General features: G+C 70.8%; 12 protein-coding genes. 5 read left to right on the top strand and 7 right to left on the bottom strand.

From position 1 onward, the window contains the following. From ABZ717_RS18210 to ABZ717_RS18220, 3 genes are all read left to right on the top strand, one after another. The coding region (locus ABZ717_RS18210; RefSeq protein ID WP_358511717.1) for an amino acid adenylation domain-containing protein at window positions 1-2631 on the top strand (2631 nt) is incomplete at its 5' end. 54 nt (window positions 2632-2685) lie between these two features. Continuing rightward, window positions 2686-10554, top strand: a complete 7869-nt coding sequence (locus ABZ717_RS18215) for an amino acid adenylation domain-containing protein (protein WP_358511720.1) — start codon at window positions 2686-2688, stop codon at window positions 10552-10554. A 78-nt stretch (window positions 10555-10632) separates the two neighbouring features. Beyond that, window positions 10633-10842 carry an MbtH family protein gene (locus tag ABZ717_RS18220; RefSeq protein WP_358511723.1) on the top strand — a complete coding sequence of 70 codons (210 nt, stop codon included), beginning with the start codon at window positions 10633-10635 and terminating at the stop codon, window positions 10840-10842. A 94-nt stretch (window positions 10843-10936) separates the two neighbouring features. On the opposite strand, the gene ABZ717_RS18225 is transcribed toward ABZ717_RS18220, so the two are convergent. From ABZ717_RS18225 to ABZ717_RS18245, 5 genes are all read right to left on the bottom strand, one after another. Further along, window positions 10937-11842, bottom strand: coding sequence for a helix-turn-helix domain-containing protein (locus ABZ717_RS18225; RefSeq protein WP_358511726.1), 906 nt, complete (start codon window positions 11840-11842; stop codon window positions 10937-10939). A gap of 54 nt (window positions 11843-11896) precedes the next feature. Continuing rightward, window positions 11897-12718, bottom strand: coding sequence for an ABC transporter permease (locus ABZ717_RS18230; RefSeq protein ID WP_358511729.1), 822 nt, complete (start codon window positions 12716-12718; stop codon window positions 11897-11899). Beyond that, window positions 12715-13677, bottom strand: coding sequence for an ATP-binding cassette domain-containing protein (locus tag ABZ717_RS18235; RefSeq protein WP_358511732.1), 963 nt, complete (start codon window positions 13675-13677; stop codon window positions 12715-12717). The genes ABZ717_RS18230 and ABZ717_RS18235 overlap by 4 nt, the downstream gene beginning before the upstream one ends. A 119-nt stretch (window positions 13678-13796) precedes the next feature. Beyond that, a complete protein-coding gene (locus ABZ717_RS18240; RefSeq protein ID WP_358511735.1) occupies window positions 13797-16346 on the bottom strand; it encodes an FtsX-like permease family protein in 2550 nt (849 codons plus the stop codon). Further along, window positions 16346-17056 (bottom strand): ABC transporter ATP-binding protein, encoded by a 711-nt coding sequence (locus ABZ717_RS18245; RefSeq protein ID WP_358511738.1) that lies wholly within the window; start codon window positions 17054-17056, stop codon window positions 16346-16348. The genes ABZ717_RS18240 and ABZ717_RS18245 overlap by 1 nt, the downstream gene beginning before the upstream one ends. A 160-nt stretch (window positions 17057-17216) precedes the next feature. Here ABZ717_RS18245 and ABZ717_RS18250 point away from each other — a divergent pair, with 160 nt between their 5' ends. Further along, window positions 17217-18440: a histidine kinase gene (locus ABZ717_RS18250; protein WP_358511741.1), complete on the top strand. Its 1224-nt coding sequence runs from the start codon at window positions 17217-17219 to the stop codon at window positions 18438-18440. Then, complete coding sequence (locus ABZ717_RS18255) at window positions 18428-19066, top strand: response regulator transcription factor (protein ID WP_358511744.1); 639 nt, start codon at window positions 18428-18430, stop codon at window positions 19064-19066. The genes ABZ717_RS18250 and ABZ717_RS18255 overlap by 13 nt, the downstream gene beginning before the upstream one ends. On the opposite strand, the gene ABZ717_RS18260 is transcribed toward ABZ717_RS18255, so the two are convergent. Beyond that, window positions 19051-22113, bottom strand: a complete 3063-nt coding sequence (locus tag ABZ717_RS18260; RefSeq protein WP_358511747.1) for a BTAD domain-containing putative transcriptional regulator — start codon at window positions 22111-22113, stop codon at window positions 19051-19053. The genes ABZ717_RS18255 and ABZ717_RS18260 overlap by 16 nt on opposite strands. Before the next feature lie 263 nt (window positions 22114-22376). Further along, a complete protein-coding gene (locus ABZ717_RS18265; RefSeq protein WP_358511750.1) occupies window positions 22377-24431 on the bottom strand; it encodes an amino acid adenylation domain-containing protein in 2055 nt (684 codons plus the stop codon). Between the last annotated feature and the right edge of the window lie 145 nt (window positions 24432-24576).

Genomic DNA, 24576 nt, shown 5'->3' on the forward strand with positions numbered 1-24576 from the left:
GAGTGGATCGCCGGGCGTGACGAGCAGGAGGGGTTGGAGTACTGGCGTGGGGTACTGGCCGGGCTGGAGGCCCCCACACCCCTGCCCTACGACCGGGCGCCCCAGAACGTGCGCACCGCCCGCTCCCGAGTGCGGATCGAGACCCACCTCCCGGCGGAGCGTTCCGGGGCCGTCCACGCCTTCGCGCGTGAGCACGGCCTGACGGTGAACGCGCTGGTCCAGGCGGCCTGGGCGCTGCTTCTTTCGGCGCACTCGGGTGAGGAGGACGTGGTGTTCGGCGCGACCACCTCCGGCCGTCCCGCCGACCTGCCCGACGTCGAGTCGGCGGTGGGCATCTTCATCAACACCCTGCCGGTCCGGATCCGGGTGAATCCCGCCGCCACGGTCCTCACCTGGCTGCGGGCACTCCAGAGCGTGCAGGCGGACGCCCGTCTGCACGACCACCTGTCGCTGTCGCGCATCCAGGCGGAGGCCGCCCTTGCGGGTGACACCCCGCTCTTCGACAGCCTGGTGGTGTTCGAGAACTACCCGGTGGACCAGGACTCGGCCGCTGAACACGGCCTGGAGATCGTCGACGTCACCGCCAACGAGGCCACCAACTACCCGCTCGCCCTGAGCGCGTACGGTACCGAGCGGATCCGGCTCCTCATCGGCTACGAGCCCGAGCACTTCGACCCGGACACGGTCGAACGCCTGCTCACCGACCTGGAGCGCATCCTCACCTCGCTCGTTCAGGACCCGGAGCGGCCGCTGGCCGCGCTGGCGGGCGCCGACGCCTCCGACACGGCCTCCTTCACCGACGGCGCCGTCCCGGAACCGGACGACCGTACGGTGGTGGACCTGTTCGAGGAGGGAGCGCACCGCCACCCGGACGCCATCGCCGTGGTGGGTGAGGGCCGGGAGTGGACCTACGCCGAACTGGACGCAGAGGCCGAACACCTGGCGGACCACCTCCGCGCGCACGGTGTCACCCACGAGTCCCGGGTGTTCCTGTCGTTGCCCCGGAGCCCGAGGGTCGTCGTCGCCATGCTGGCCGTGCTCAAGGCGGGCGCCGCCTACGTGCCCCTGCACGACACGGTCCCCGCCGCTCGGGTGGTCGAGCTCGCCGCCGACAGCGGGGTGCGCGCGGCCCTGGTCGATCCCGGGATGCTCGACCTCTACACCGGGATCGTCGACGTCACCGTCCACCGCTACGGTCCCGATGGTTTCGCCGCCGTGACCGTTCCGCCGTCGGTGCCCGGGTCGCCCACCGCCCCCGCGGGGCGGGGAGCGCGGGCCGTCCCCGTGCGGCCGGTCTCCCGCTCGTCCGCCTACGTCATGTTCACCTCCGGCTCCACCGGGGTGCCCAAGGGCGTGGTCGTGGACCACCGCAACATCGTGGCCCTGGCGGCGGACAGTAGATGGCCCGGCGCGCACGAACGGGTGCTCTTCCACTCGCCGCACGCCTTCGACGCCGCCACCTACGAGGTCTGGGTGCCGTTGCTGCACGGGGGCACCGTCGTCGTCGCGCCCGAGGGCGGGGTCACCGCCGAGGCGGTCCGCGCGGCCCGCGCCGACCACGGGGTCCGGTCGGTGTTCCTCACCACGGCCCTGTTCAACCTCTTCGCCCGGCAGGATCCCGGGTGCTTCGCGGGGCTGCGTCAGGTGTGGACCGGGGGCGAGAAGGCCGATCCCGCCTCCTTCTCCAGGGTCCTGGAAGTCTGCCCGGAAACCGAGGTCGTCCACGTGTACGGCCCCACCGAGACCACCACGTTCGCCACCTGCGTGCCGATCGGCGCCGAGTGGGCGGGTTCCGGGCACTGCCCGATCGGCCGTCCGATGGACGGCACCCGGACCCACGTCCTGGACACCGCCCTGCGTCCGGTTCCGGTCGGTGCGGTCGGTGAGCTGTACATCGCGGGAGAGGGCGTGGCACGCGGCTATGACGGACGTCCCGGACTGACCTCCGAACGCTTCGTCGCCGACCCCTTCGGTTCGGGCGGTCGCCTCTACCGCACCGGTGACCTGGTGCGTTGGACCACCGGGGGACAGATCGAGTTCGTGGGGCGCGCCGACGGTCAGATCAAGCTGCGTGGTTTTCGCATCGAGCTCGGCGAGGTCGAGAACGCCCTGACCCGAGTGCCGGGCGTGGCACAGGCGGTGGCCTCCGTGGTCACCGCACCGTCCGGGGCCAAGGTCCTGGTCGGGTACCTGACCGAGACCGGTCCCGGACGGTTGGACACGGAGGTGGTGACCGAAGCGCTCCGCCACGCCCTACCGGCCTACTCGGTCCCCTCCGTCCTCACCGTCCTGTCCGAACTGCCGCTCAACACCAACGGCAAGGTGGACCGCCGAGCCCTGCCCGCTCCCGAACACACCGAACCCTCCGAAGCGCGCTTCACCCCTCCGATGACCCTCACGGAAGAGATCGTCGCCGAGGTCTGGGCCAACGCCCTCAAACTCGATCGGGTCGGACGCGAGGACGACTTCTTCGACATCGGCGGTGACTCGGTGCGCAGCATCCAGGTCGTCGGTGAACTCGGGGACATGCTCGACGTCCAGGTCCCCACGAGAACCCTGTTCGACCACCCCACCCTCCAGAGCTACGCCCAGGCCGTCGAGGACCTTCTCATGAGCCAGATGGTCGACTGACCCTGTGGGCACCACCGAAAGCCACCAGCTCCACGGATCTTCGAGGACCACACGATGAACCACGCCAACGACCGGGGACAGCGCCCCGGCGACACCGCCGGCCGGGGACCGAACCAGGATCCCCTTCGCGAGGAGATGCTGCGCCGCCTTCGCGAGCGCAGGAAACGGACCGGGGACTTCCCGACGGTGGACCGGTCCGTGCCGGCCCCCCTTTCCTTCGCCCAACAGCGGCTGTGGATCCTGGACCGCATCGAACCCGGTCGGGTCGACTACAACTCGGGGTTCGCCCTGGACCTTGACGGCCCGCTGGACGTTCCCGCGTTGGAACGTTCCCTGACCGCCCTGCGTCACCGGCACGAGTCACTGCGCACCACCTTCCACGAGATCGACGGCGAGGGTCGTCAGATCGTGGGAGAGCCCTCCGAACTCCCCCTGCACGTGGCCGACGCATCGGGGGGAGAGGAGGAGGCGGCCGAACTCATCGCCCTCCACTACGCGGAGCCCTTCGACCTGGAACGGGGGCCACTGATCCGCGCTCACCTGTTCCGCGTCCACGACACACGGCACGTCCTACTCGTCGTCCTCCACCACATCGTCACCGACGGTTGGTCCCTCGGTGTCCTCCAAGGAGAGCTCGACCGTCTCTACACCGAGGCCCTGCGCTCGCCCGGGAGGGGAGCGGCCGAATCGGCGGCGACACTGGATCCGCTCCCGTTCCAGTACGTGGACTACGCCGCCTGGCAGCGCGACCGTCTCAGCGGCGAACGCTACGAGGCCTCGCTGGGCCACTGGCGCGACCGTCTGGCCGGAGTCGAACCCCTCAGAGTGCCCCTGGACCGCCCCCGGCCCCCGGTACGCGGCATGCGCGGCGACAGTCACCGCTTCCGGCTGCCCGCCGAGACGCTCCACCTCCTGGAACGCGTCGCACGCGACCACAACACCAACCTCTACATGGTGCTGACCACCGCCGCGCGGGTGGCCATGGCGCGCTGGACCGGTGAGGACGACGTCGTCCTGGGCACCGTCACCGCGGGTCGGGAGAACAGTCGCCTGCACGGTCTCAACGGGTTCTTCGTCAACACCCTCGCCCTGCGCGGACGAGTGGACGAGGAGGTCTCGTTCGGTGAGAACCTGCTCCGCACGCGTGACGGAGTCCTGGCCGACTTCGACCACGCCGAGGTCCCCTTCGAAGCGGTCGTCGACACCGTGCTCGACGACCGTGATCCCTCCGTGCCTCCGCTGGTGCAGGCCGCCGTCGTGTTCCAGAACGCGGACGGTGGGGGCGCGGCGTCACTGGGCTCCCTGGACGTTCGGCCCTTCCCCGTCCGTCGAGAACACGCCGTATTCGACCTCACCTTGGAGTTCCGGGCCGAGGAGGACGCGCTCGCGGGATCGGCCGAGTTCAACACCGACATCCTCGACGCCGAGTCGGTGGCCCGTTTCGTGGGCGACCTCGTCCGGATCCTGGAGGACGCCGAGGACGATCGCCCCCTGCGAGCAGTGGACCTGGACGGACCCGGAGCGTGCTCCGGTCCGGTGGGGCCCCGGCCGCGCACGATCGTCGAACTCATGGCCGAACGGGTGGCGCTGCAGCCCGACGCCCTCGCGGTGACAGGGGCCGGGAACGCCTGGACCTTCGCCGAACTGGACGATCGCGCCGCCCGGATCGCCGGGTACCTGCGTTCCGAGGGCGTGCGGCGCGGTGATCGGGTCGGGGTCTGCCTCGAACGTGGCACCGACCACGCCCTCCTGCTGCTCGCCGTCGTCTACGCGGGTGCGGTCCACATGCCGCTCGATCCGGACTATCCACCGGCGCGCCTGGCCCACATGATCGAGGACGCGCGCCCCGCCGCCGTGCTGACCACCCCTGGGTTCGCCGAACGTCTCCCGGACGGTGTCCGTGTCCTGTGTCCCTCGCCGACTTGGGCGGGCGAACCACTGCGTGAGGACCTCGGCGTCGAGGACCCCGCCTACCTCATCTACACCTCCGGATCCACCGGCCGGCCCAAGGGGGTCCTCGTTCCGCACCGGGGCATCGCGGCACTGGTCGCCACCCAGGGCGAGCGCATGGACGTGACCTCGGGTGACCGGATGCTGCAGTTCGCCTCGCCGAGCTTCGACGCCGCCGTCGCCGAACTCCTGGTGGCCCTGCTCAACGGCGCCGTCTCCGTGCTGCTGCCCCGTGAACGGCTGCTCGGTGAGGGTCTGCCCGAAGCATTGCGGACCCACGGCATCACGCACGTCACCCTGCCTCCGGCCCTGCTGCCCGCGCTGTCCCCCGAGGACCTCGGCCCGGTCGAGCACCTGCTCGTCGCCGGTGAGGCGTGCCCGCCGGAGCTGGTCGCGCCCTTCTCTCGCGGGCGCCGGATGTACAACGCCTACGGACCCACCGAATCCACCGTCTGCACCACCATGAGCACGCCGCTGTCCGGAACCGGTCCCCTGCCCCTCGGGGAACCCGTGGCCGGCACCCGTGTCCAGATCCTCGACCGTTGGCTGCGTCCGGTGCGCGAGGGCGTCCCGGGGGAGCTGTACATCGGTGGCGACGGTCTCGCGCACGGCTACCTGAACAGGCCCGGCCTGACCGCCACCCGCTTCGTGGCCGATCCCTCCGGGCCTTCGGGCGCTCGCATGTACCGTTCGGGCGACCTGGTCCGTCGTCGCCACGACGGTTCCCTGGAGTTCCTGGGACGGGTGGACGACCAGGTCAAGGTACGCGGACACCGCGTCGAGCCGGCCGAGGTCGAGGCGTCCTTGACCGCGCTGACGGGGGTCGGACAGGCGGTCGTGGTCGCCACCGGCGGGAGCACGGGCACCCGGCTCGTCGCCTACGTCGTCCCCGAGGACGGCACGGACCCCGCGCCCGCCGATCTGTCCGCTCTGGCCGCCGAGGCGCTGCCCGCTCACATGGTGCCCGCCGCCATCGTCGTGCTGGAGCGCGTGCCTTTGACCCCCAACGGCAAGATCGACCGTCGGGCGCTCCCCGCCGTGGACTGGGCCGCGCAGGACCTCACCGCCCACACCGAGCCCACCACGGAGGCCGAGCGTCGTCTGGCCGACCTATGGACCGATCTGCTCGGCCTGGAGCGGGTGGGCGTTCACGACGGTTTCTTCCGGGTCGGCGGTGACTCGGTCACCGCCGTACGCATGGTCGCCCGCGCGGCCGACGCCTTCGGCACCCGTCTGCCGGTGCGAGCCGTCTTCGAGCACCCGACCATCGCCGAACTCGCCCCGATGCTGGCGGCCGGGGGCGCGGAGGACACGCCCGCGTTGGTCCCGGTCGCCCGGGACGCCGCGCTGCCGTTGTCGGCGGCCCAACGCCGACTGTGGTTCCTGGACCGTTACGAGCCGGGTGGCTCCGAGTACAACTCGGGGTTCGCGCTGCGGTTGCGCGGTTCCCTGGACGACCGGGCGCTCGCGGCGGCCCTGGCCACCCTCGTCCACCGGCACGAGTCCCTGCGCACGACCTTCGAGGAGCACGACGGTCGTCCCGTCCAGGTGGTCCACCCGGCCGACGACCCCGGTTCCGCGCGAGTGGACCTGACCACGGTCGACCTCACCGCACGAGACGGACAGAGCTCGCTGGACCCCTTCCTGGAGGAGTTCGTCCAACGACCGTTCGACCTCGCCCGGGGTCCGCTGCTGCGCTGGTCGCTGATCACCCTCGGACGCGAGGACCACGTGCTGGCCCTGGGTGTCCACCACATCGTCGTGGACGCCTGGTCGCTGTCCGTCCTCACCAAGGAACTCGGCGTCCTCTACGACGCGGCGGTCCGGGAATCCCGCGCCGACGGGGTCGACGACCCCGGCGGTGCCTTCGACGCCACCCTGGTGGATCCGGCCGACCTGGCGGTACGCGCCGGACTCCCGAACGCCCGCCTCCAGTACGCGGACTTCGCAGCCTGGCAGGACGCCCACATGGAGTCCGAGGCGTTCGGGGCCGAACTCGGGTACTGGCGCACCACGCTGGCCGATGTGGAGCCCCTGGACCTGCCCACGGACCACCCCCGCCCCCTCGTCCGCCGTGGCCATGGAGCGACTCACCGGTTCGAGGTGGATCCGGGCACGCTCGCGGCGGTTCGTGAGCTGGAGGTGTCCGGCGGCCTGACCCTGTTCATGGTGCTGTCCGGGGCCGTTCAGGTCCTGCTGTCCCGCTACACCGGTCAGGGGGACGTCACCGTCGGCACGGTCGTCTCCGGCCGAGAGCACACCGAACTGGAGGACGTGGTCGGGTTCTTCGTGAACACGATCGCGCTGCGCACCCGGGTGGACGAGTCACTGACCGGATCCGAGTTGCTGGCCGACGTGCGCGAGACCCTGCTCACCGCGTTCGAGCACGGCGGAGTCCCCTTCGACGCCGTCGTGGACGCCGTGGAGCCCGAGCGCGACCCTTCCCGGCCCACTCTGGTCCAGGCGGTCGTGGCGCTCCAGAACGCCCCCGCCCAGGAGTGGAACATCGGTGACTTGGAGGCGACCGACCACCCGCTGCGCCGACAGCACTCCCTGTTCGACCTCAGCGTGGACTTCCATGAGTCCGAGGGCCGTCTGCTCGGCTCGATCGAGTACGACACCGACCTGTTCGACCCGGCCACCATGGAACGGATCGCCACCCACCTGTGCGTCCTGTTGGACGGGATCGCCCGGGCGCCAGGGGCCCCGCTGCGCGAGGTGGGCATGTTGCCGCCCGGGGAACGGGCGGATCTGCTCTCCGTCGGACGTGACGCCTCCTCCCCGGAACGGGTGGAACAGGCCGGGGACTCCCACGCCCTCGACGCCCTGACCCGTCTCGCGCGCAGGCGGCCCGAGGCGGCGGCCCTCACCGCGGGATCCACCACCCTCACCTTCCATGAACTCGACGAACGCGTCGACGTCCTGGCCCACCACCTGGCCGGGCTGGGCATCGGCCCCGGCGACAGGGTCGCCACGTTGCTGCCCCGTACCGCCGAGGCCGTGGCCGTCCTCTTCGCCGTACTCCGTGCGGGTGCGGCCTACGTTCCGGTGGACCCCAAGGCCCCGGCCACGCGGGCGCGCTCCGTCGTCTCCGGAGCCGGCGTGGTGTACGCGCTCACGGCCCGCGGGGCCGAGGAGGAGGCACGCGCCCTGGTGGACGGCGCGGTGCCGCTCCTGGTCACCGACGACCTGCCCCGGAGCGACCACCCCGTACCCTTCACCGACGACCATCGGGTCCGTGCCCTGCACGGATCCCATCCCGCGTACGTGATGTACACGTCCGGCTCCACCGGTACACCCAAGGGTGTGGTCGTGAGCCACGCCAACGTGCTCGCCGCCGTCCACGCCTACCGGACCGCCGTCCTGGACACCGGCGACACCACCAGTGGCACCCTCACCGCGGCCCACCTGGCGGCCTGGACGTTCGATGCCTCATGGGACCCCTTCGTCTGGCTGCTCGACGGACACCACCTGCACGTCGTGGACGAGGAGACGCGGGTCGACGCCGAGGCCCTGTGCGCCTACCTGGACCGGCACGGTGTGGACTACCTCGACACCACCCCTTCCTACCTGAACCAGCTGGTCGCCGTCGGCCTCCTGGACGGGGGACGTCACCCCATGAGCGTTCTGAGCGTGGGCGCCGAGGCCTTGGACACCGTGCTGTACGAGCGACTGGCCTCGGCAGGGGTGCGCGCGGTCCACAACTTCTACGGCCCCACCGAGAACACCGTGAACAGCACCGTCTGGCGCGTGCGGGAGGGTGAGCGCCCACGCATCGGACGCCCGGTCGTCGGAACGCGTGCCCGCGTCCTGGACCCCTGGCTGCGTCCCGTGCCGCTCGGGGTGTACGGCGAGCTGTACCTGTCGGGTGACTCCCTGGCCTCGGGATACGACGGGGCGCCGGGGGCCACCGCCGAGCGGTTCGTCGCCGACCCCTTCGGTTCGGGGGGTCGTGTCTACCGGACCGGCGACATCGTGCGCTGGACCGCCGACCACGAGTTGGAGTTCCTGGGCCGTAACGACGACCAGGTGAAGATCCGAGGGTTTCGGATCGAACTCGGCGAGGTCGAGTCCGTGGTCTCCGCCCTTCCAGGGGTGCGGGCCGCGACCGTCGTCGCACGTGAGGACCGGCCCGGTCTCCGGCGACTGGTCGCCTACGTCGTGCCCGACCCGGAAACGGAGCCGATCGGCGCCGTCGAGGTACGGGAGGGGACGGCCCGCCACCTGCCCGACTACATGGTCCCGACCGCCGTGGTCGTACTGGAGGCCCTGCCGCTCAACGCCAACGGCAAGACCGATCGGAACGCGCTTCCGGAGCCGGACGACGGAGCCTTCGTCACGGTCGGCTACGTGCCACCCCGGACCCCCACCGAAGAGCTGCTGGTCCAGGTCTGGGGCGACCTGTTGGGAGTGGAGAAGGTGGGGGCCAACGACAACTTCTTCGAACTGGGCGGTGACTCCATCCTCAGCATCCAGATGGTGTCGCGGGTGCGCGCGGCCGGACGCGAGGTCACGTCCAAGGACGTCTTCCTCCACCAGACCCTCGGCGCGCTGGGGGAGGCCCTCGACGAGCGCCAGACGAAGGAGCCCTCCCGAGGTCGGGCCGAGACCACTCCGCTGACCGGCGAGGTGCCCCCGACCCCCGTCCAGCGCTGGTTCCTGGACACCCACCCCCGCCACCCCGAGCACTTCGACATGTCCTTGCACTTCGAGCTGGCACCGGGGACCGACACCACCCTGGTGGTCGACGCGGCCAGGCGGGTCCTGGCCCGACACGACATGCTGCGCCTGCGGGCGGAGCGCGTGGACGGCGCCTGGCGTCAGCACCTGGACGCGGACGCCCACGACCTGGCGGTGCGGGCCCTGGACGCCTCGGCCATGACCGAGGAGGAGACCGACCGGGCCGTCCACGCCGAGGCCCTGAGGGAGAGACCCGCCTCCCGGATGTCGGAAGGTCCGCTGTTCGAGGCCGTGGTCGTGGACACCGGGGAGCGAGACCGGCACAGGATCCTGCTGTCCGCGCACCACCTGGTGGTGGACGGGGTTTCCTGGCGGGTGATCCTGGAGGACCTGGCCACCGCGTACGACCAGCTGGCGAAGGCACGTCCGGTGGACCTGGGGGAGCGCACCTCGACCTTCCCCGAATGGGCGCGCCGGTTGGCCGACCACACGCGCGAGGGCGGGTTCGACGCCGATCTCCCCGCATGGCTGGACATGGTGGAGAACGTTCCGGACCCGCCCCTGGACCACACCGAGGGCGCCAACGACGTGGCCTCCCAGGACGTGGTCACCGTGGCCGTTCCGCCAGAGGACGCGGAGGCCCTCCTGTCCTGGGGGCCCGGTGCCTTCCGAAGCAGGATCGACGACGTCCTGTTGGCGGCGCTGGGTCGGGTCCTGTCCGACTGGACCGGATCCCACCGGATCCTCGTCGAGAAGGAGGGGCACGGTCGCGAGGACCTGTTCGAGGACGTCGACCTGTCCCGAACGGTCGGCTGGTTCACCACCATCCATCCCGCCCTGCTGGACATCCCGGAGGAGGGAGGCTGGGCCGAGACCGTCGCCGCGGTCAAACGCGGCAACCGCTCGGCCCCGGCCGGTATCGGGTTCGGCGCGCTGAGCCACCTGGCCGACGGGCCCGAGACCGAGCCTTTGCGCTCGAAGCCCGAGGTCCCCGTCTCCTTCAACTATCTGGGACGGTTCGGCGACGCCGGGGAGGAGGGCCTGGTCCGGCGCGCGCTGCCCCTGCCCGCGTGCGACCACGCCCCGGACGAGGAGCGCACCAACCTGCTCGACGTGACCGGCGCGGTCACGGGGGGTCGGATGGAGTTCTCCTGGACCTACTCCACCAACCGACACCGGCGTTCGACCATCGAGCGCCTGGCGGAGGCGTTCGTCGACGCCCTGGGCGAACTACTGCGGGCCGCGCCCCGGCGCCGCACCCGACCGGCGGCGTCCCGTACCCGCACCGAGTGAGGACCGCGCGCCTTCGGCGTTGAACGCGGACACCACGACCACCACGACCGGTAACACCACGAGAGGAAGAACCCCACCATGAGCAACCCGTTCGAGAACGACGACGCCCAGTACCTCGTCCTGGTCAACGCCGAGGGCCAGCACTCCCTGTGGCCCTCCTTCGCGGAGATTCCCGAGGGATGGGACATCGCCCTGGAGGCGACCTCCCGAGCAAGCGCGCTGGAGTACGTCGAGGAGAACTGGACCGACATGCGCCCGGCCGGCCTCGTGGCCGCCCTGGAGGGCTGATCCGGCCGGCCCGAGGGCCGGGAACGCGCACGAACGGGGGTGACCGCATCGGCGGTCACCCCCGTTCTTCACCGCCGGCGGGGTCGGCGTCCACTCAGGCCGACTCCACCAGCGCGACGGAGCGTTCCCGGGCCTCGGCGTGTTCCAGTAGGGCCAGACCGAAGGCGGTGACCAGGTGACGGGCACGGTTGCCCTCACGGGTGGTCGTGATCAGGCCGGCACGACGCAGCGCCGCCGTGTGCTCGCTGATGGAGGTGGGCGACACGTACAGATCCTTGGCCAGTCGACCGGTCGAGGCGGGCACGACCAACGCGGCCAGGACCGCGGTCCGGGTCCGCCCGATGAGTCGTTCCAGACTCTCCCGTGAGCGGCCCCGCTCCAGGAGCGAGTCCAGGGAGTCGCCCGGACCGAGTGCCGGAAACAGGACGACGGTGCGCGGACCCTCGGTACCGCTCCATCGCGCCACGCGCGGTTCGGGACCCACGAACACCGAGGGCATCAGCAGGAGCCCGTCCTCGCGCGCCACGAACTCGCGTTCGATGCCGTCGTCCACGAACAGCCCGCCGTCCTCCCAACGGCACCGGGAGCCCAGCGAACCCAGCGCGACGGCCACGCCGTGCGAGACGATGCGGTCGCCGAGGAGCCGGGCGGCCCGGTGCCCTCGGGCCTCGATCTGTCTCCGGTAGGGCTCGACCGCGGCTTCGGACACCGTCTCCAGGGTGCGCAGCACCCGTCGCAGACCGGTGGGGGAGGTCTCGGCGCACGCGGTGGCGCTCGGCAGGTCCGACACGACCAGGGCGCGGGCCTCCGCCAACGCACCGTGGGTCAGACGGGCGTGGGCCAGGTGGGAGCGGGTCAGGCGCACCCACTCCGCCCCGCCCCGAGGAGGCGTGGACCCCAGGAGGGGCACGAGGGCCTGGGCGGCCTCGGCCAACACTGGAAGTTCGGCCCGGACCCGGACGCGGGCGGTGCCGCGTCCGTCCAGCAGGATTCTCGACATACCGTCACACCTTTCATCCACTCGGCCGTTCATCCGGTACACGTCGGAGCCACGTCACCGGACTCTTCGCAGATAGGCGCGGAGCGCCAGGGGCAGGAGCACCGCGTGCCCGACGACCACCGCGAACAGACTCACCAGCAGTGGCCGCGCCACGGGACCACCGACCATCAGCCCACGCACGGTGTCGACGAAGTAGGTCACCGGGTTGACGCCGACCCACAGCTCCAGCCAGTGGGGCATCGTCTCCGGGTCGGCGAAGATGTTGCTGCCGAAGGTCAGCGGCAGGACGACCGCCATCGCGATCCCCGGGACGGCCTGTGGGCTGGCCGCCACCATCCCCACCAGCACCGACAACCAGCACAGCGTCAACCCGAACACCACGACCAGCACGAACGCGAAGAGGGCGGACAGGGGGTCGGTCTGCACACGAAAGCCCAGCGCGAAGGCCAGGGCGAGGAGCACGGCGACGGCCACCACGTAGCGGATGACGTCGCCCAGGACCGCGCCGACCAGCGGAGCCGAGCGCGCGATGGGCAGGCTGCGGAAACGGTCGAACACCCCCTTGGAGATGTCCGTGCTCAAGGCCATGCCCGTACCGATGCTCGCGTACATGGTGATCTGCACCATCAGGCCCGGCACCAGGGTTTGGAGGTACTCCTGCCAGGTGCCCGAGATGGCCCCGCCGAACAGGAACACGAACACCAGCAGGAACAGCACCGGTTGGATGACCGTGTCGATGAGGGTGGCCGGCGTGCGCACCACGTAGCGCAGGTTGCGTTTGGCGAGAGTGAGGCCGTGGGTGAGACCGAGTAACAGGCCGATCCGCTCCGGTCGGGTTCGGACGACGGTGGTCCGGGGCGCGATGGTGGCGGTCATACGGTGCTCTCCTCGGCGTGGGCGTGGGTGCTGCGACCGGTCAGGGACAGGAAGGCGTCGTCCATGCTGGGCAGTCGTGTTCCCAGCTCGTCGGTGGCGATCGCCTCTTGGTCCAATCGTCGGACCAGGGCCGCCAACAGGACGGTGTCGTCGGCGGGCGCGGTGATCGTCGTGTTGTCCTCGTGGACGGAGGGCGCGAACCCGAGGAGCTCGGTCAGCAGGCCGACCACGCGCTCGGTGTCGGCCTGGTCGACGGTGCGCACGTGCAGGGTCTGGGAACCGGTCCGACGTTTGAGCTCCTGGGGTTCGCCCTCGGCCACCACACGGCCGTGGTCGATCACGGTGACCCGGTCGGCCAGTTCGTCGGCCTCCTCCAGGTACTGGGTGGTGAGCAGGATCGTGGTCCCGTCCTCGGCCAGTTCTCGGACGGTCCGCCACAGCCCGTTGCGGCTGCGGGGGTCCAACCCCGTGGTGGGCTCGTCCAGGTAGAGGACCTGGGGGCGGCCCACCAGACTCGCGGCGAGGTCGATACGGCGCCGCATCCCCCCGGAGTAGGTGCGCACCGGTCGGTCCCCGGCGTCGGTGAGGTCGAACCGCTCCACCAACTCGACGGCACGCGAGCGGTACTCCCGGGTCGACAGACGCAGGAGCTGTCCGATGAGCTCCAGGTTCTCCCGTCCGGTCAGTTCCTCGTCCACCGAGGCGTACTGACCGGTCAGGCCGATGATCCCGCGTACGGCCACCGGGTCGTGCAGGGCGTCGTATCCGGCGATGGTCACGGTTCCCGCGTCCGGTCTGAGCAGCGTCGCCAGGATGCGGACCATGGTGGTCTTGCCCGCGCCGTTGGGGCCCAGGACACCCAGGATCGACCCGGTGGGGACCTCCAGGTCCACTCCGTCCAGGGCGGTGGTGTCACCGAAGCGCTTGACCAGGCCGGTGGCCCGGATACAGGTGGTCATGGCTTGCCTCCTCGTTCTTGGAGACCACCGTTCCAAGCCGAGCGGACATCGCGCGGACATCGCGCGGACACCGGTGTCCGCGGGCGTGGCGGGAGCGGGAGGCACGGCCCCCGCCACGGCTACTCGCGCACGTTGACGGTCTCCACCGGTGGTGTCCGCAGGGCGAGCCGGACCGGCAGCATGACCGAGAGGACACCCAGCGCGCAGGCCCCGCCCACCACACCGACGTAGACGAGCGGCGAACCCGGCGGGACCGGGGTACCGAGGAAGGCCATGCTCAGCACGGTCAGTGGAACGAGCGCCGTCACGGTGCCGATCAGGGTGGCCAGAACGGCCGCCACCGCGGCCTCGCCGCGCATGGCGCGGAGGACCTGGCCGCGGGTGGCCCCGACCAGCATCAGGAGCGCGAACTCGCGTGAGCGGGCCGCGGTGGACATCACCAGGCTGTTCACCACCGCGATCGCGATGTAGGCCAGGATCACGCCCAGCCCGACCAGGTTCACCCAGGCGCTCAGGTCCGCCTCCGCCCTGGCCCCGTCCGCGAATCCCCGCCGGTCCGACGTGTCCAGGGTGGGGTGCTCCTCGGCGAAACCGGCCAGCGCCACCGACAACTCATCGTCCGAGGTTCCCTCGGCGGCGTTCACCAAGGCACGGGAGGGAGGACCCGTGTGCCCCTCCAGGACCTCTTGGGGCAGCAGCATCCCCGCCAGCCCCAGGCCGCGTTCGTAAGTGGCGACCAGACGCAGGGTTCGTTCCCGCCCGTCGCCCAGCACCACCTCCACCTCATCGCCCACGGACGCCCCGAGCAGCGCGGCGCCCGACGTCTCCAGCGCCACCGCTTCGGTGGTGAGGTCGTCCAGGCTCCCCTCCGTGACGCCCGGGTCCAGCGTGTCCGCGACCGACCCGGGGGCGACCCCCAACGCGGTGAAGGTGGCCACGTCGGGGTCGCCGAACACCGAATAGGGCACGAACACCCCTGTCTCGTGCAACGGCGCGACGGTACCGGTCTCGGGCAGGGCGTCCAGTTCCGCCAGGACCCCTGCCCCCATTCCTCCCGACCCCTGTTCGACCACCAGGGCGTCGGCCGTCACCCCGGCCTCGGTCTGTTCGGTCACCGCGGCCGAGAGCACCGTCTGCGTGTACACCATGGACACCGTGACCCCGATCGCCAGGACCAGGGGGGTCAGGACCGTGGAGAGCCGTCCCGTCTCCGCGGCGCTGTTCTCTGCCGCCAGGAAACCACTGGCCCCCATCGCGCGCAGTGGCCGAGTGATCAGGGACACCAGGGGCACGAGGAGGAACGGTCCGCTGAACGCCACACCGATCACCAGCAGCAGGGTCGCGCTCCCCGTCCCGGCCGCGCCGGCGTCGTTGCGCAGTGCGACGGGGGCCATCGCCGCGCCGGCTCCCAACACCAGGCACACCAGCCCGGCGGTGATCCTCCAGCGACCGGGCGCGCGCCGAGCGGCGGACGATTCGCGCAGGGCCTCCACGGGGTCGGCCGTGGCCGGCCGCGCGGCGGCGACCATACCGCCCACCAGAGCGGTCAGGACGGTCGCGAGGACGGCGCCGACGGCGGGGAGCGGTCCCAGGACCAGGGGCAGGTCGGCCGGGAGCACACCGAGGGACACGAACGCTTCGCGCATCGTCTCCGCGATCAGGAACCCGGGCAGGCAGCCCAGGACACCGGCGACCAGGGACAGCAGCAGGACCTCCGCGCCCACCATGCGCAGCACCTGCGTCGGAGTGGCGCCTATGGCCCGTAGGGCGGCGAACTCGCGTTTGCGGGTGTCGATCGACAGAGCGAGCGTGCCGGAGACCACGAACAGCGCGATGAGCACCGCCAACCCACCGAAGGACGTGGCGATGAGCAGTAGTAGCCCCCGTGCCTGGTCGAGGTCGGTGAACTCCGCCTGCTGGGTGAGGGCACCGGTGTAGGCGACCGTTTCGACGTCATCGGCGGCCGTCTCCAGGGCGGCGGCGACCGTTTCGGGGTCGGCTCCCCGCTCCATGAGCACGCCCACCGTGTCGTAGGCCTCGGGATCGGTGGCCAGGTGCCGGGTCTCCTCGGAGGAAAGGAACAGGGTGCCCTGTCGTCCTCCATCACCGGAGGCATGGGTGACCAGGCCGCTCACACGGTAGGAGCGGGGTTCGGCCTCGTGCACGACCTCCACCGGGTCACCGACGTCCACCCCGAGCTCGGCGGCCAGCGTGGTCTCCAGGGCGACCTCGTCGGTCCGCACGGGCTCCGTGCCCTCCGTGACCTCGAAGGGGCCCAATGGTGCGGTGGCCCAGTCGTGTCCGGTCACAGGGATCGGGTCCACGCCGTCCTGCGGGGAGCGCACGGCCGGCGTCAGGTGGTGGTCGCCGATCGCCGCCGCCACCCCGTCCACGTCGCCGAGGGTCTCGACCAGGTCCGAGGGCAGACGCACGGGCTCGGTGAGTCGGGGCAGGAAGGCGAGGTCCGTGTCGGGAAGGGCCACCCTCTCCTGACCCCCGACCACCGCGTCCGCCGCGGCGTAGCGGTGAGGGGACACCGAGGCGCGCAGACCCGACTCGACCAGCACACCGGAGGCCACGAGCAGGGCGGATCCACAGAAAAGGGCGATGAAGGCTCCCACGAAGGAGCCCTTGCGGGCACGCAGGGTCTTCCACGCGATGTCCAGCATCACCGGCTCCCCAGGCCGCTCATGCGCTCGGCCACGCTCTCGGGGGTGGGGGAGTGGAGGGAGTCGGCGATGAGACCGTCCGCGAGGAAGAGCACGGTCCGGGCATAGGACGCGGCGACGGGGTCATGGGTCACCATGAGGACGGTCTGGCCCAGGGAGTCGACGGTGGAGCGCAGCAGTTCCAGCACCTGCGTGCCGGTGTGGGAGTCCAGGGCGCCGGTCGGCTCGTCCGCCAGGATCAGGTCGGGGCGGCCGATGAGCGCCCTGGCGAGGGCCACACGTTGCTGTTGCCCGCCGGAGAGCTCGTTGGGGCGGTGGTGGAGCCGATCGTGGATGCCCACCCGGCGTACCACCTGGTCGGCCCACTCCTGGTCCACGGGTGTCCCGGAAAGTCGCAGCGGCATCGTGATGTTGTCCTGCACGCTCAGCGCGGAGAGCAGGTTGTAGGCCTGGAACACGAACCCCACGCGCTCGCGTCGCAGACGGCTGAGGGCGTTCTGCGACATCCCCACCAGGCTGGTTCCTCCCAACAGCACCTCGCCCTCGGTGGGCCGGTCGAGGCCCGCGGCGCAGTGCAGGAAGGTGCTTTTCCCGGAGCCGGAGGGGCCCATTACCGCAGTGAAGCTTCCTTTCGCAAGTTCTACGGAAATACCACGAAGAGCGCTCACCTTTCCGGCCCCCGTGTCGTATGTTCTGTGCACGTCAAGCATGCGAAGAGCCGGGGTTGCACCGGGATCAGTTCTGTTCCCCGGGTCGGTATCATGTCCTTTTCTCTTTGTTCGAAACATCTCGTCCTCTCTGAATATCAACGCCGGAATGTTATCATGGGCCTGAAATTGATTTCCCGATTATCGGTCCGGGAGTTTCCTTTTGTCATACGCGGTCGAACTGCGGGAGGGCGCGCGCAAGGGTGCGTGGGATAGCACCCTCTACTGCCTGCGCGCGGGAGCGGGCGCATTACGCTCGTGGCTCCTGATCAGCGCCCTGATCGGGGCCCATGCGCTGGTGGTCGTGTATGTCGGTGTCCGTCTGCGCCGGTGGGTCGCGGCCCCCCTGGTGCGCGGGGCCGCTCGGGACCTCGCCCTGGCCAGGGAGTTTCTGCAAGGCCCGGATCAGCGGGACGAGGTAACCGAAAACCTCCACTGCCCGGACCTGTGGAACGCGATTCGCTGGATGTGCGTCAACGCGCTCCTCGGGTTGTCGTGCGCCGTCATCGCCATCATTCTCGGAATCGGTGTCCTGGTCTCCTTCACCTGTCTGTTCTGGTGGTGGGCACTGCCGACGGAAATGGCGGTGAGCCCCGGCGGTTATCCCGTCGACTCATGGGGGGCGGCGCTCACCACCCCGTTGGTCGGGCTGGCATATCTCGCCCTCAACCGGTATTTCGTGCCTCGGGCGGCCTCGGCTCACGCGCACCTGGCGGGGTGTGTCCTCCTGCGGGCGGGCGCCGGCCGGCTTCGTGACCGGTTGGCCGAAGCCAACCTTCTCCGCCAGGAGGCCTTGGAGGCGCACGGCATGGAGCTGCGCCGGATCGAGCGGGACCTGCACGACGGCACCCAGAACCGGCTCGTCGCCGTCCGCATGCACCTGGGGTTGATCGAGCGTGTGATGGCCAAGGACCCCGAGCGGGCGCGGGAGCTGATGACCCGCGCGAAGGACGCCTCGGAGGAGGCCCTTCGGGACCTGCGCGCCGTGGTCCGCAGCATCTACCCGCCGATCCTCGCCGACCAGGGTCTGGCCGCCGCGGTCTCCTCCTTGGCCTCCCGGTCGGGGGTGCCCTGCGAAATGGAGGTCGGGGAACTGCCCCGGCTCCCGGCGGCCGTCGAGGCCGCGGCCTACTTCGTCGTCACCGAGTCCCTCACCAACGTCGCCAAACACTCCGGTGCCTCCCGGGCCCGGGTCCGCCTCGCGGAGGACGCGTCGACCCTCACCGTGACGGTCGACGACGACGGTGAGGGCGGGGCCGACGAGCACCTGGGCAGCGGACTGTCCGGGATACGCCATCGGGTGGCGGCCTTCGACGGCCGAACCCGCGTCACGAGCCCGCCCGGCGGGCCGACTGTCATCGAGGTGAGGCTGCCGTGCGCGTTCTGATCGCCGAGGACGACGTGTTGCTCCGTCAGGGGCTCGTCCTGCTCCTGGAGGTGGAGGGGTTCGAAGTGGTCGGCGCGGCCGGAGACGCCGCCGAGTTCCACTCGATGTTCGAGGAGCTACGGCCGGACGTCGCCGTCTTGGACGTGCGTCTGCCGCCCGACCACCGCAGGGAGGGCCTCGACATAGCCGCGCGGATCCGCGCCGAGATCCCGGGTTTCCCCATCCTCGTCCTCTCCGCGCACGTGGAGGACGGATACGCGAGCGAACTGCTCGCGGACAGCCACGGTATCGGCTACCTGCTCAAGGACCGCATCGGTGAGGTCGCCGAGTTCTCCGACGCGCTCAGACGCGTGGCCGGGGGCGGGGTGGCCCTCGACCCCGAAGTGATCGCCCACCTGCTCAGGACGCGGTCCGGGAACGACCCTCTGGAGAGTCTGAGCCCCCGTGAGAAACAGGTGCTCGCCCTCATGGCCGAGGGGCACGACAACGCCAGGATCCGTGACCTCCTCGACCTGTCCACCCCCACCGTGGGCAAGCACATCGGCTCGATATTCACCAAGCTCGGTCTCACCGAGGAGGGGAGCAACCGCCGGGTGCGGGCGGTTCTGGCCTACATCAGGGGGTGAGGTCCCGTTCCCGGAGACCGGTCGACACCGTCGGCGCCCAGCCGCTCGCGCAGCTCCTCGGTGAGGCGACGCACGTAGGGGTTGCCCAGATCGGGGCGCCCCCGCGCACGCGACGCCCGATCCAGGGCGTCGGCCGCTCCGGCCGGATCGCCTTCGGCCAGCAGGACCCGGGCCTCCAGTTCGGTCACGCGCGCCCTGGCCTCGGTGCCGGCGAGGGAGTCCGCGAACGCCCCCGCGCGCGCCCATGCCGCGCGGGCCCGGGGCGGGTCGTCCTCGGCAAGGGCGAGGGAGACCTCCCGACACAGCAGCTCGGCCCGCAGGTAGTCGACGTCCACCAGGGCGCCGTCGAGCAACTCCCGCGCCCGGTCGAGCAACTCACGCGCGTGCGCGTGGTGTCCTCGGGCGAGGGCGGGCTCCACCAGGCCGAGCACGCACAGGATCCGATGTTCGATGGCGACGGGTTCGGGGTCGTCCCACACTCCGCGCAGCACACGCTCGGCCTCGTCGAACCGCTCCGCACGCACCAGTTCCCCGCCGAGTTGGAGCAGGAGTGATACGGGCGGGGCCAAGGAGCCCAAGGAACGCTCCAGGACGAGGGCCCGACGCAGGTCGCTGACGGCCCCGTCGTTCTCTCCGCGCGCGGACCGGTAACCGGCGAGCGCTGCGGTGAGCTGCACGGTCGTCCACAGGTCGCCCAGGTCGCCGAAGGACTCCGCCGCCGAAGCGGTGAGCCGCTCGGCGAGGGCGGCGTCCCCATCGCCCTCGGCGGCGAGGGCGGCGGTGGCCAGACCCGCCGCACGCACCCAGGGGTGCGCGTGGTCGCGGGACGCCTCGGCGTCCGCGCGTACGCCCGCGTGGTCCCCGGTCATGAGCCGGTGCTTCGGGGCGATCATCGCGAGCGGGGGATACTCCGCCAGGGCCTCGGGGGTCAGCGCGAGGCCGGACTCACGGGGCGGGGGCACGCCCGGTCCGGGGACGGGCAGGATGGCGCGCACCGCGGGGAACACCGCTCGGGCGGTGGAGGGGAGCTCGTCCGCGGAGTCGGACAGTTCGTCCAGTCGGCGGGCGGCCTCCTCGTAGCGGCCGCGCACCACCCAGTACCAGCACAGCGCCAGCGCGATCCTGGCCGCGGGCCCCGTTTCCCCATGACGTACCAGGTGGCGCATGCTCTCCACGAGATTGCCGTGCTCCTCGTCGAGTAGCTCCAACGCCTGTCCCTGGTCCGGGCCGATCAGCCGCCGGGAGGCGTCCTCCGCCAGGTCGGTGAAGTATCGCGCGGCCGCGTCGCGTGTCCGCCGCTCCTCGCCGCTCTCGCGCAAGCGCTCCTCCAGGTACACACGGGGTGTCTCCATGAGACGGTGCCGCACCCCGGACCCGGGTGACTCCGTGACCTGGACGAGGGACCGGTCGACCAGGGAGGCCAGGAGGTAGGGGACCTCGGCGCGGGCGAGACCCTCGCACACGGCCTCGGCGGCGGAGACCGTGGAGCCGCCGGGCAGGATCGACAGTCGGCGCGACACCAGGCGTTCTTCCTCGGTGAGCAGGTCCCAGGTCCAGTCGAGCACCGCGCGCAGGGTGCGGTGTCGGGCGTTGTTGGCCCGGCGGGCACCCGCGAGCAGTTGGAAGCGTTCGTCCAGGTGCCGGGAGATCTGGTGGACCGTCATCGAGCGGATCCGGGCCGCGGCCAGTTCGATGGCCAGCGGTAGCCCGTCCAGACGATGACAGATCTCGGACACCGCCTCGGCGTTGTCCTCGTTCACCGTGAAGCCGGGCCGGGCCAGGGCGGCCAGCTCGGCGAACATCTCCATGGCCTCCGAACCCTCGGTGTCCAGGGCCTCCACCCGAACGAGGGCTTCTCCGCCGACGGCGAGGGGCTCGCGGCTGGTCGTCAGCATGAGCAGGTCCGGGCAGTGGGAGAGCAGCCTTTCGGCCAGGTTCGCCACGCCTTCCACCAGGTGTTCGCAGTTGTCCAGGACCAGCAGCGTGGGCGCCGTCGACAACGCGGAGACGACCCGGGTGAACCGGTCCGGTCCGGGGGGAACGGCCGCCGAGCCGCCCAGGACGCCGGCGAGCGTCTCGATCAGGCCGTCGTCCTCGCGCAGGGGGGCCAGTTCCACGAAGCGCACACGCGTTTCCGAGCCCTGGGAGGAGCAGTACTCGGCGGCGAGCCGCGTCTTACCGACCCCGCCCGGGCCGATCAGGGTCACCAGCCGGGTTCTGTCGAAGGCGGATCCTATGGTGAAGAGCTCGTCGCTCCGACCGAAGAACCGGGTGAGGTAGGGGTTCACCCATTCCCTGGGGCGTACGGAGGCGCGGTCCCGCAGCAGCTCCTGGTGCAGTTCGCGCAGCCAGGCGGAGGGGTCGGTGCCCAGTTCACGGGACAGGGCCGAGCGCAGCTCCTCGTAGACGACGAGCGCCTCCCCGCCCCGGCCGGTGGCGTGCAGAGCCTTCACCAGCAGGCCGTGGCAGCGTTCACGGAGGGGGTGGTCGGCGCACAGGGAGCGCAGCTCCGGCAGGACGGTGGGAGCCTCACCCAACCGGAGGGCGGCGTCGGCACGGTCCTCGACCGCGCTCAGCCGCAGTTCCTCCAGCCGCAGGGCGTTCTGGCGGGCGAAGTCCGCGTCCACACCGCCCAGGGCGGTACCGCGCCACAGGCCCAGGGCCTGGTCCAGGACGGACGCCGCCCGCTCAGGCGAGTGTTCGAGCAGGCGGGTGCCCTCCGCGCACAGCCCGGTGAACGCGTGGAGGTCGACCTCCTCGGAGGTCAGGTCCAGACGGTAGCCGCCCGAATGCGCGTCGGGGCCGATCTCCAGGCCATGTTCGTGCAGGCTGCGGCGGGTTCGCGAGACCAGACGCCGCAGGGTGTGCACGCCTCCGTCGGGCGGAGTCCCGTCCCATAGGTCGTCGAGGAGAGTGTCCACCGGGACGGTTCGTCCGGGGGACAACGCCAGTCGGGCGAGTAGTGAGGTGGCACGTCCGCCCACCACGGACAGGCGTCGGCCCCGGTCGTCTCGCACCTCGAAGGGACCCAGCATCGCGACTCGCACGCTGGACAATCTCTCAGAGCCCGCCGCCGCCGCACAAGGCGACCGCACTCCCGGCGCCGGCACCGGCAGGGGTGCCGCGTCGTTTCGACGAACGTCGGGCCCGCGTACCCCCCCTACCGGCGAGCGTTGGGAGGTGATGGATGTTCGGCCGTGACCAGGGGGTCGGGAGGACGGGTCCCGCGAACGCACGTCCCGCATCCGGCGGTCCTCCGCGCCGCCCGACCGAGGCCGCCCCTCGGAGCCCGTGGCCCGGGAGGGCGGACCTAGGATCCGTCGGTGCGGAGCAGGTGTCGACGGTCGATCTTCCCGTTCCGGTTCAGTGGCATTTCCTCCACCGTCACCAGCCGGGACGGGATGAGGGCCGACGGCAAGACGTCGGCCAGGTGGCGGCGCACGTCGCCCAGGTCGATGGCCGCCCGTCCCTCGGCGTACTGGATGTAGGCGACCAGGGACTGACCGCCCGTGGCGGTGTCCACGTCCACCACGACGGCCCTCACCGCCTCGTGGGAGGACAGCGCCGTCTCCACCTCACCCGGCTCGATGCGCAGCCCGTTGACCTTGATCTGGTCATCCATGCGCCCCAGGAACTCCAGTTCCCCCTCGGGGGACCAGCGCGCACAGTCACCGGTCCGGTAGAGACGACCACCGTCCGGTGACCACGGATCGGGGACGAACCGCTCGGCGGTGAGACCGGGGTGGCCCAGGTAACCCCGGGTGACGCCGGCCCCGCCGATCATCAACTCCCCGGGCACGCCCACCGGCATCGGGTTGTGATGGGCGTCCATCACGTACGCCCGGTGATTGGCCACCGGGGACCCGATCGGCGTCCGCCTCTCCTGCGAACCGTTGACGCACAGGTAGGCGACCGTGAACACGGTGGTCTCCGTGGGCCCGTACTTGTTGTAGACGGTTCGGTATCCGTTCTGCAAGGCGGACACCACGTCCCCGGTGAGGGCCTCACCTCCGACGTTGATCATGCGAAGGTGGGGCAGGTCATCGACGTCCAGCAGCCGGGCCACCGCCGTGGTGATCTCCAGGAAGGTCACCTTCTCCAGACGCATCAACTCCACGAGTGCCTGAGGATCCAACAGGACACTCCTCGGCGCCAGGACCAGCGTCGCGCCATTGCACAGACCGGCGAAGAAGTCGACCACGCTCACGTCGAAGCACGGGTTGGAGTACTGCAGGACCCTGTCGCCCGGACCGACGCCATAGGACCGGCGGTTGCATTCCACCATGTTCACCACCGAGTCATGCTGGACCAGAACCCCCTTGGGCAGACCAGAGGACCCCGAGGTGTACAGCACGTAGGCCAGGTTCTTCGGCGTGACCTCGACCTTCGGGTCGTCAGCGGGCGCCGCACGGAGGGTTCGCTCGACGGCGGGGGAGTCCACGCACAGCGGCAGCACCTCGTCCGGAAGCGACTCCGCCAATGCCATGGTGGTCACCACCACCGAACACGCGCTGTCGCGGATGATCCCGGCGATTCTCTCGGCGGGATGGTTCGGGTCCAAGGGAAGGTACGCCCCGCCCGACTTGAGGATTCCCATGATCGTTCTGGGTAGTTCGAGGCCGCGCGGAAGCAGCATTCCGACGACGTGTTCACGGCCCACCCCCAGACGACGCAGGTGGAAGGCCAACCGGTTGGCGCGCGTGTTCAGCTCCGCGTAGCTCAGTTCGTCGTCGCCGAACCTGGCGGCGGGGGTGTTCGGTGCCTTCGCGACCCAATACTCGAACAACTCGTGCAGGCATTTACCGGTGACGTCCGAGTAGTCGACGGCGGTGTCGTTCCATCCGGACACGGACCGCTTGTACTCGCCGGCGGAAAGGATCGGCAGCTCACTCCAGCGTGTGCCCGGCGCTGCCAGACCCGCCGCCACGAAGCGGGTGAGCCGGCCGGAACGCCGATCGCCCCACACGTCGCCGAGTTTCCCCGGCCGACACCGGACCAGGAATTCGTACCCGTCGTCCGGTCCGGGCAGTGGCTCGATCCGGGCCAGTGCGTCCCCATCCTGTTCGTCGTCCGGCGCGAGGTCCGTCTCGAACCGAATCGGGTACGCGTTCTCCGTGATCGCCGCCTTCTTCCAGAACCCGTCCGTATGGAACGCGGCCCGTTCGAGGAGTTCACCGAAGGTCGGATCGTCATCGGTGCGCACTCGCACGATCAATGGCTCGTCCGCGACCTCGTCCTTGGCGGGGAGCAGGTCGACACGTACCTCGGAGACACCGGTGACCCGGGCCAGAACCCCCACGAGACCGGCGATCAACACCCTGGGAGGAACGGCCCAGGATTCGGGTTCCGCTGATGCGTCGCTCATAGTGTCGCTCCATACCGAGGGTGAGTGCGCCTGATGTGGTCCATCGTCCGGAAGAGCATTCTCGCGCAGGGGAGGGCAGGTGCGGCATCGGGGTTTTCCCCTACTCCCGTGGCGGCGCGCACGTCGAAAGACTGTGCGGAACGTC

This window comes from Nocardiopsis sp. NPDC006832 (assembly GCF_040635885.1).
Classification (GTDB): Bacteria; Actinomycetota; Actinomycetes; order Streptosporangiales; family Streptosporangiaceae; genus Nocardiopsis.

What these genes read in the sequence shown, in the direction of transcription:
- ABZ717_RS18215 (WP_358511720.1), top strand. Translation starts at nt 2,686, where the DNA reads ATGAACCACGCCAACGACCGGGGACAGCGCCCCGGCGACACCGCCGGC.
- ABZ717_RS18220 (WP_358511723.1), top strand. Translation starts at nt 10,633, where the DNA reads ATGAGCAACCCGTTCGAGAACGACGACGCCCAGTACCTCGTCCTGGTC.
- ABZ717_RS18225 (WP_358511726.1), bottom strand. Translation starts at nt 11,842, where the DNA reads ATGTCGAGAATCCTGCTGGACGGACGCGGCACCGCCCGCGTCCGGGTC.
- ABZ717_RS18230 (WP_358511729.1), bottom strand. Translation starts at nt 12,718, where the DNA reads ATGACCGCCACCATCGCGCCCCGGACCACCGTCGTCCGAACCCGACCG.
- ABZ717_RS18235 (WP_358511732.1), bottom strand. Translation starts at nt 13,677, where the DNA reads ATGACCACCTGTATCCGGGCCACCGGCCTGGTCAAGCGCTTCGGTGAC.
- ABZ717_RS18240 (WP_358511735.1), bottom strand. Translation starts at nt 16,346, where the DNA reads ATGCTGGACATCGCGTGGAAGACCCTGCGTGCCCGCAAGGGCTCCTTC.
- ABZ717_RS18245 (WP_358511738.1), bottom strand. Translation starts at nt 17,056, where the DNA reads ATGCTTGACGTGCACAGAACATACGACACGGGGGCCGGAAAGGTGAGC.
- ABZ717_RS18265 (WP_358511750.1), bottom strand. Translation starts at nt 24,431, where the DNA reads ATGAGCGACGCATCAGCGGAACCCGAATCCTGGGCCGTTCCTCCCAGG.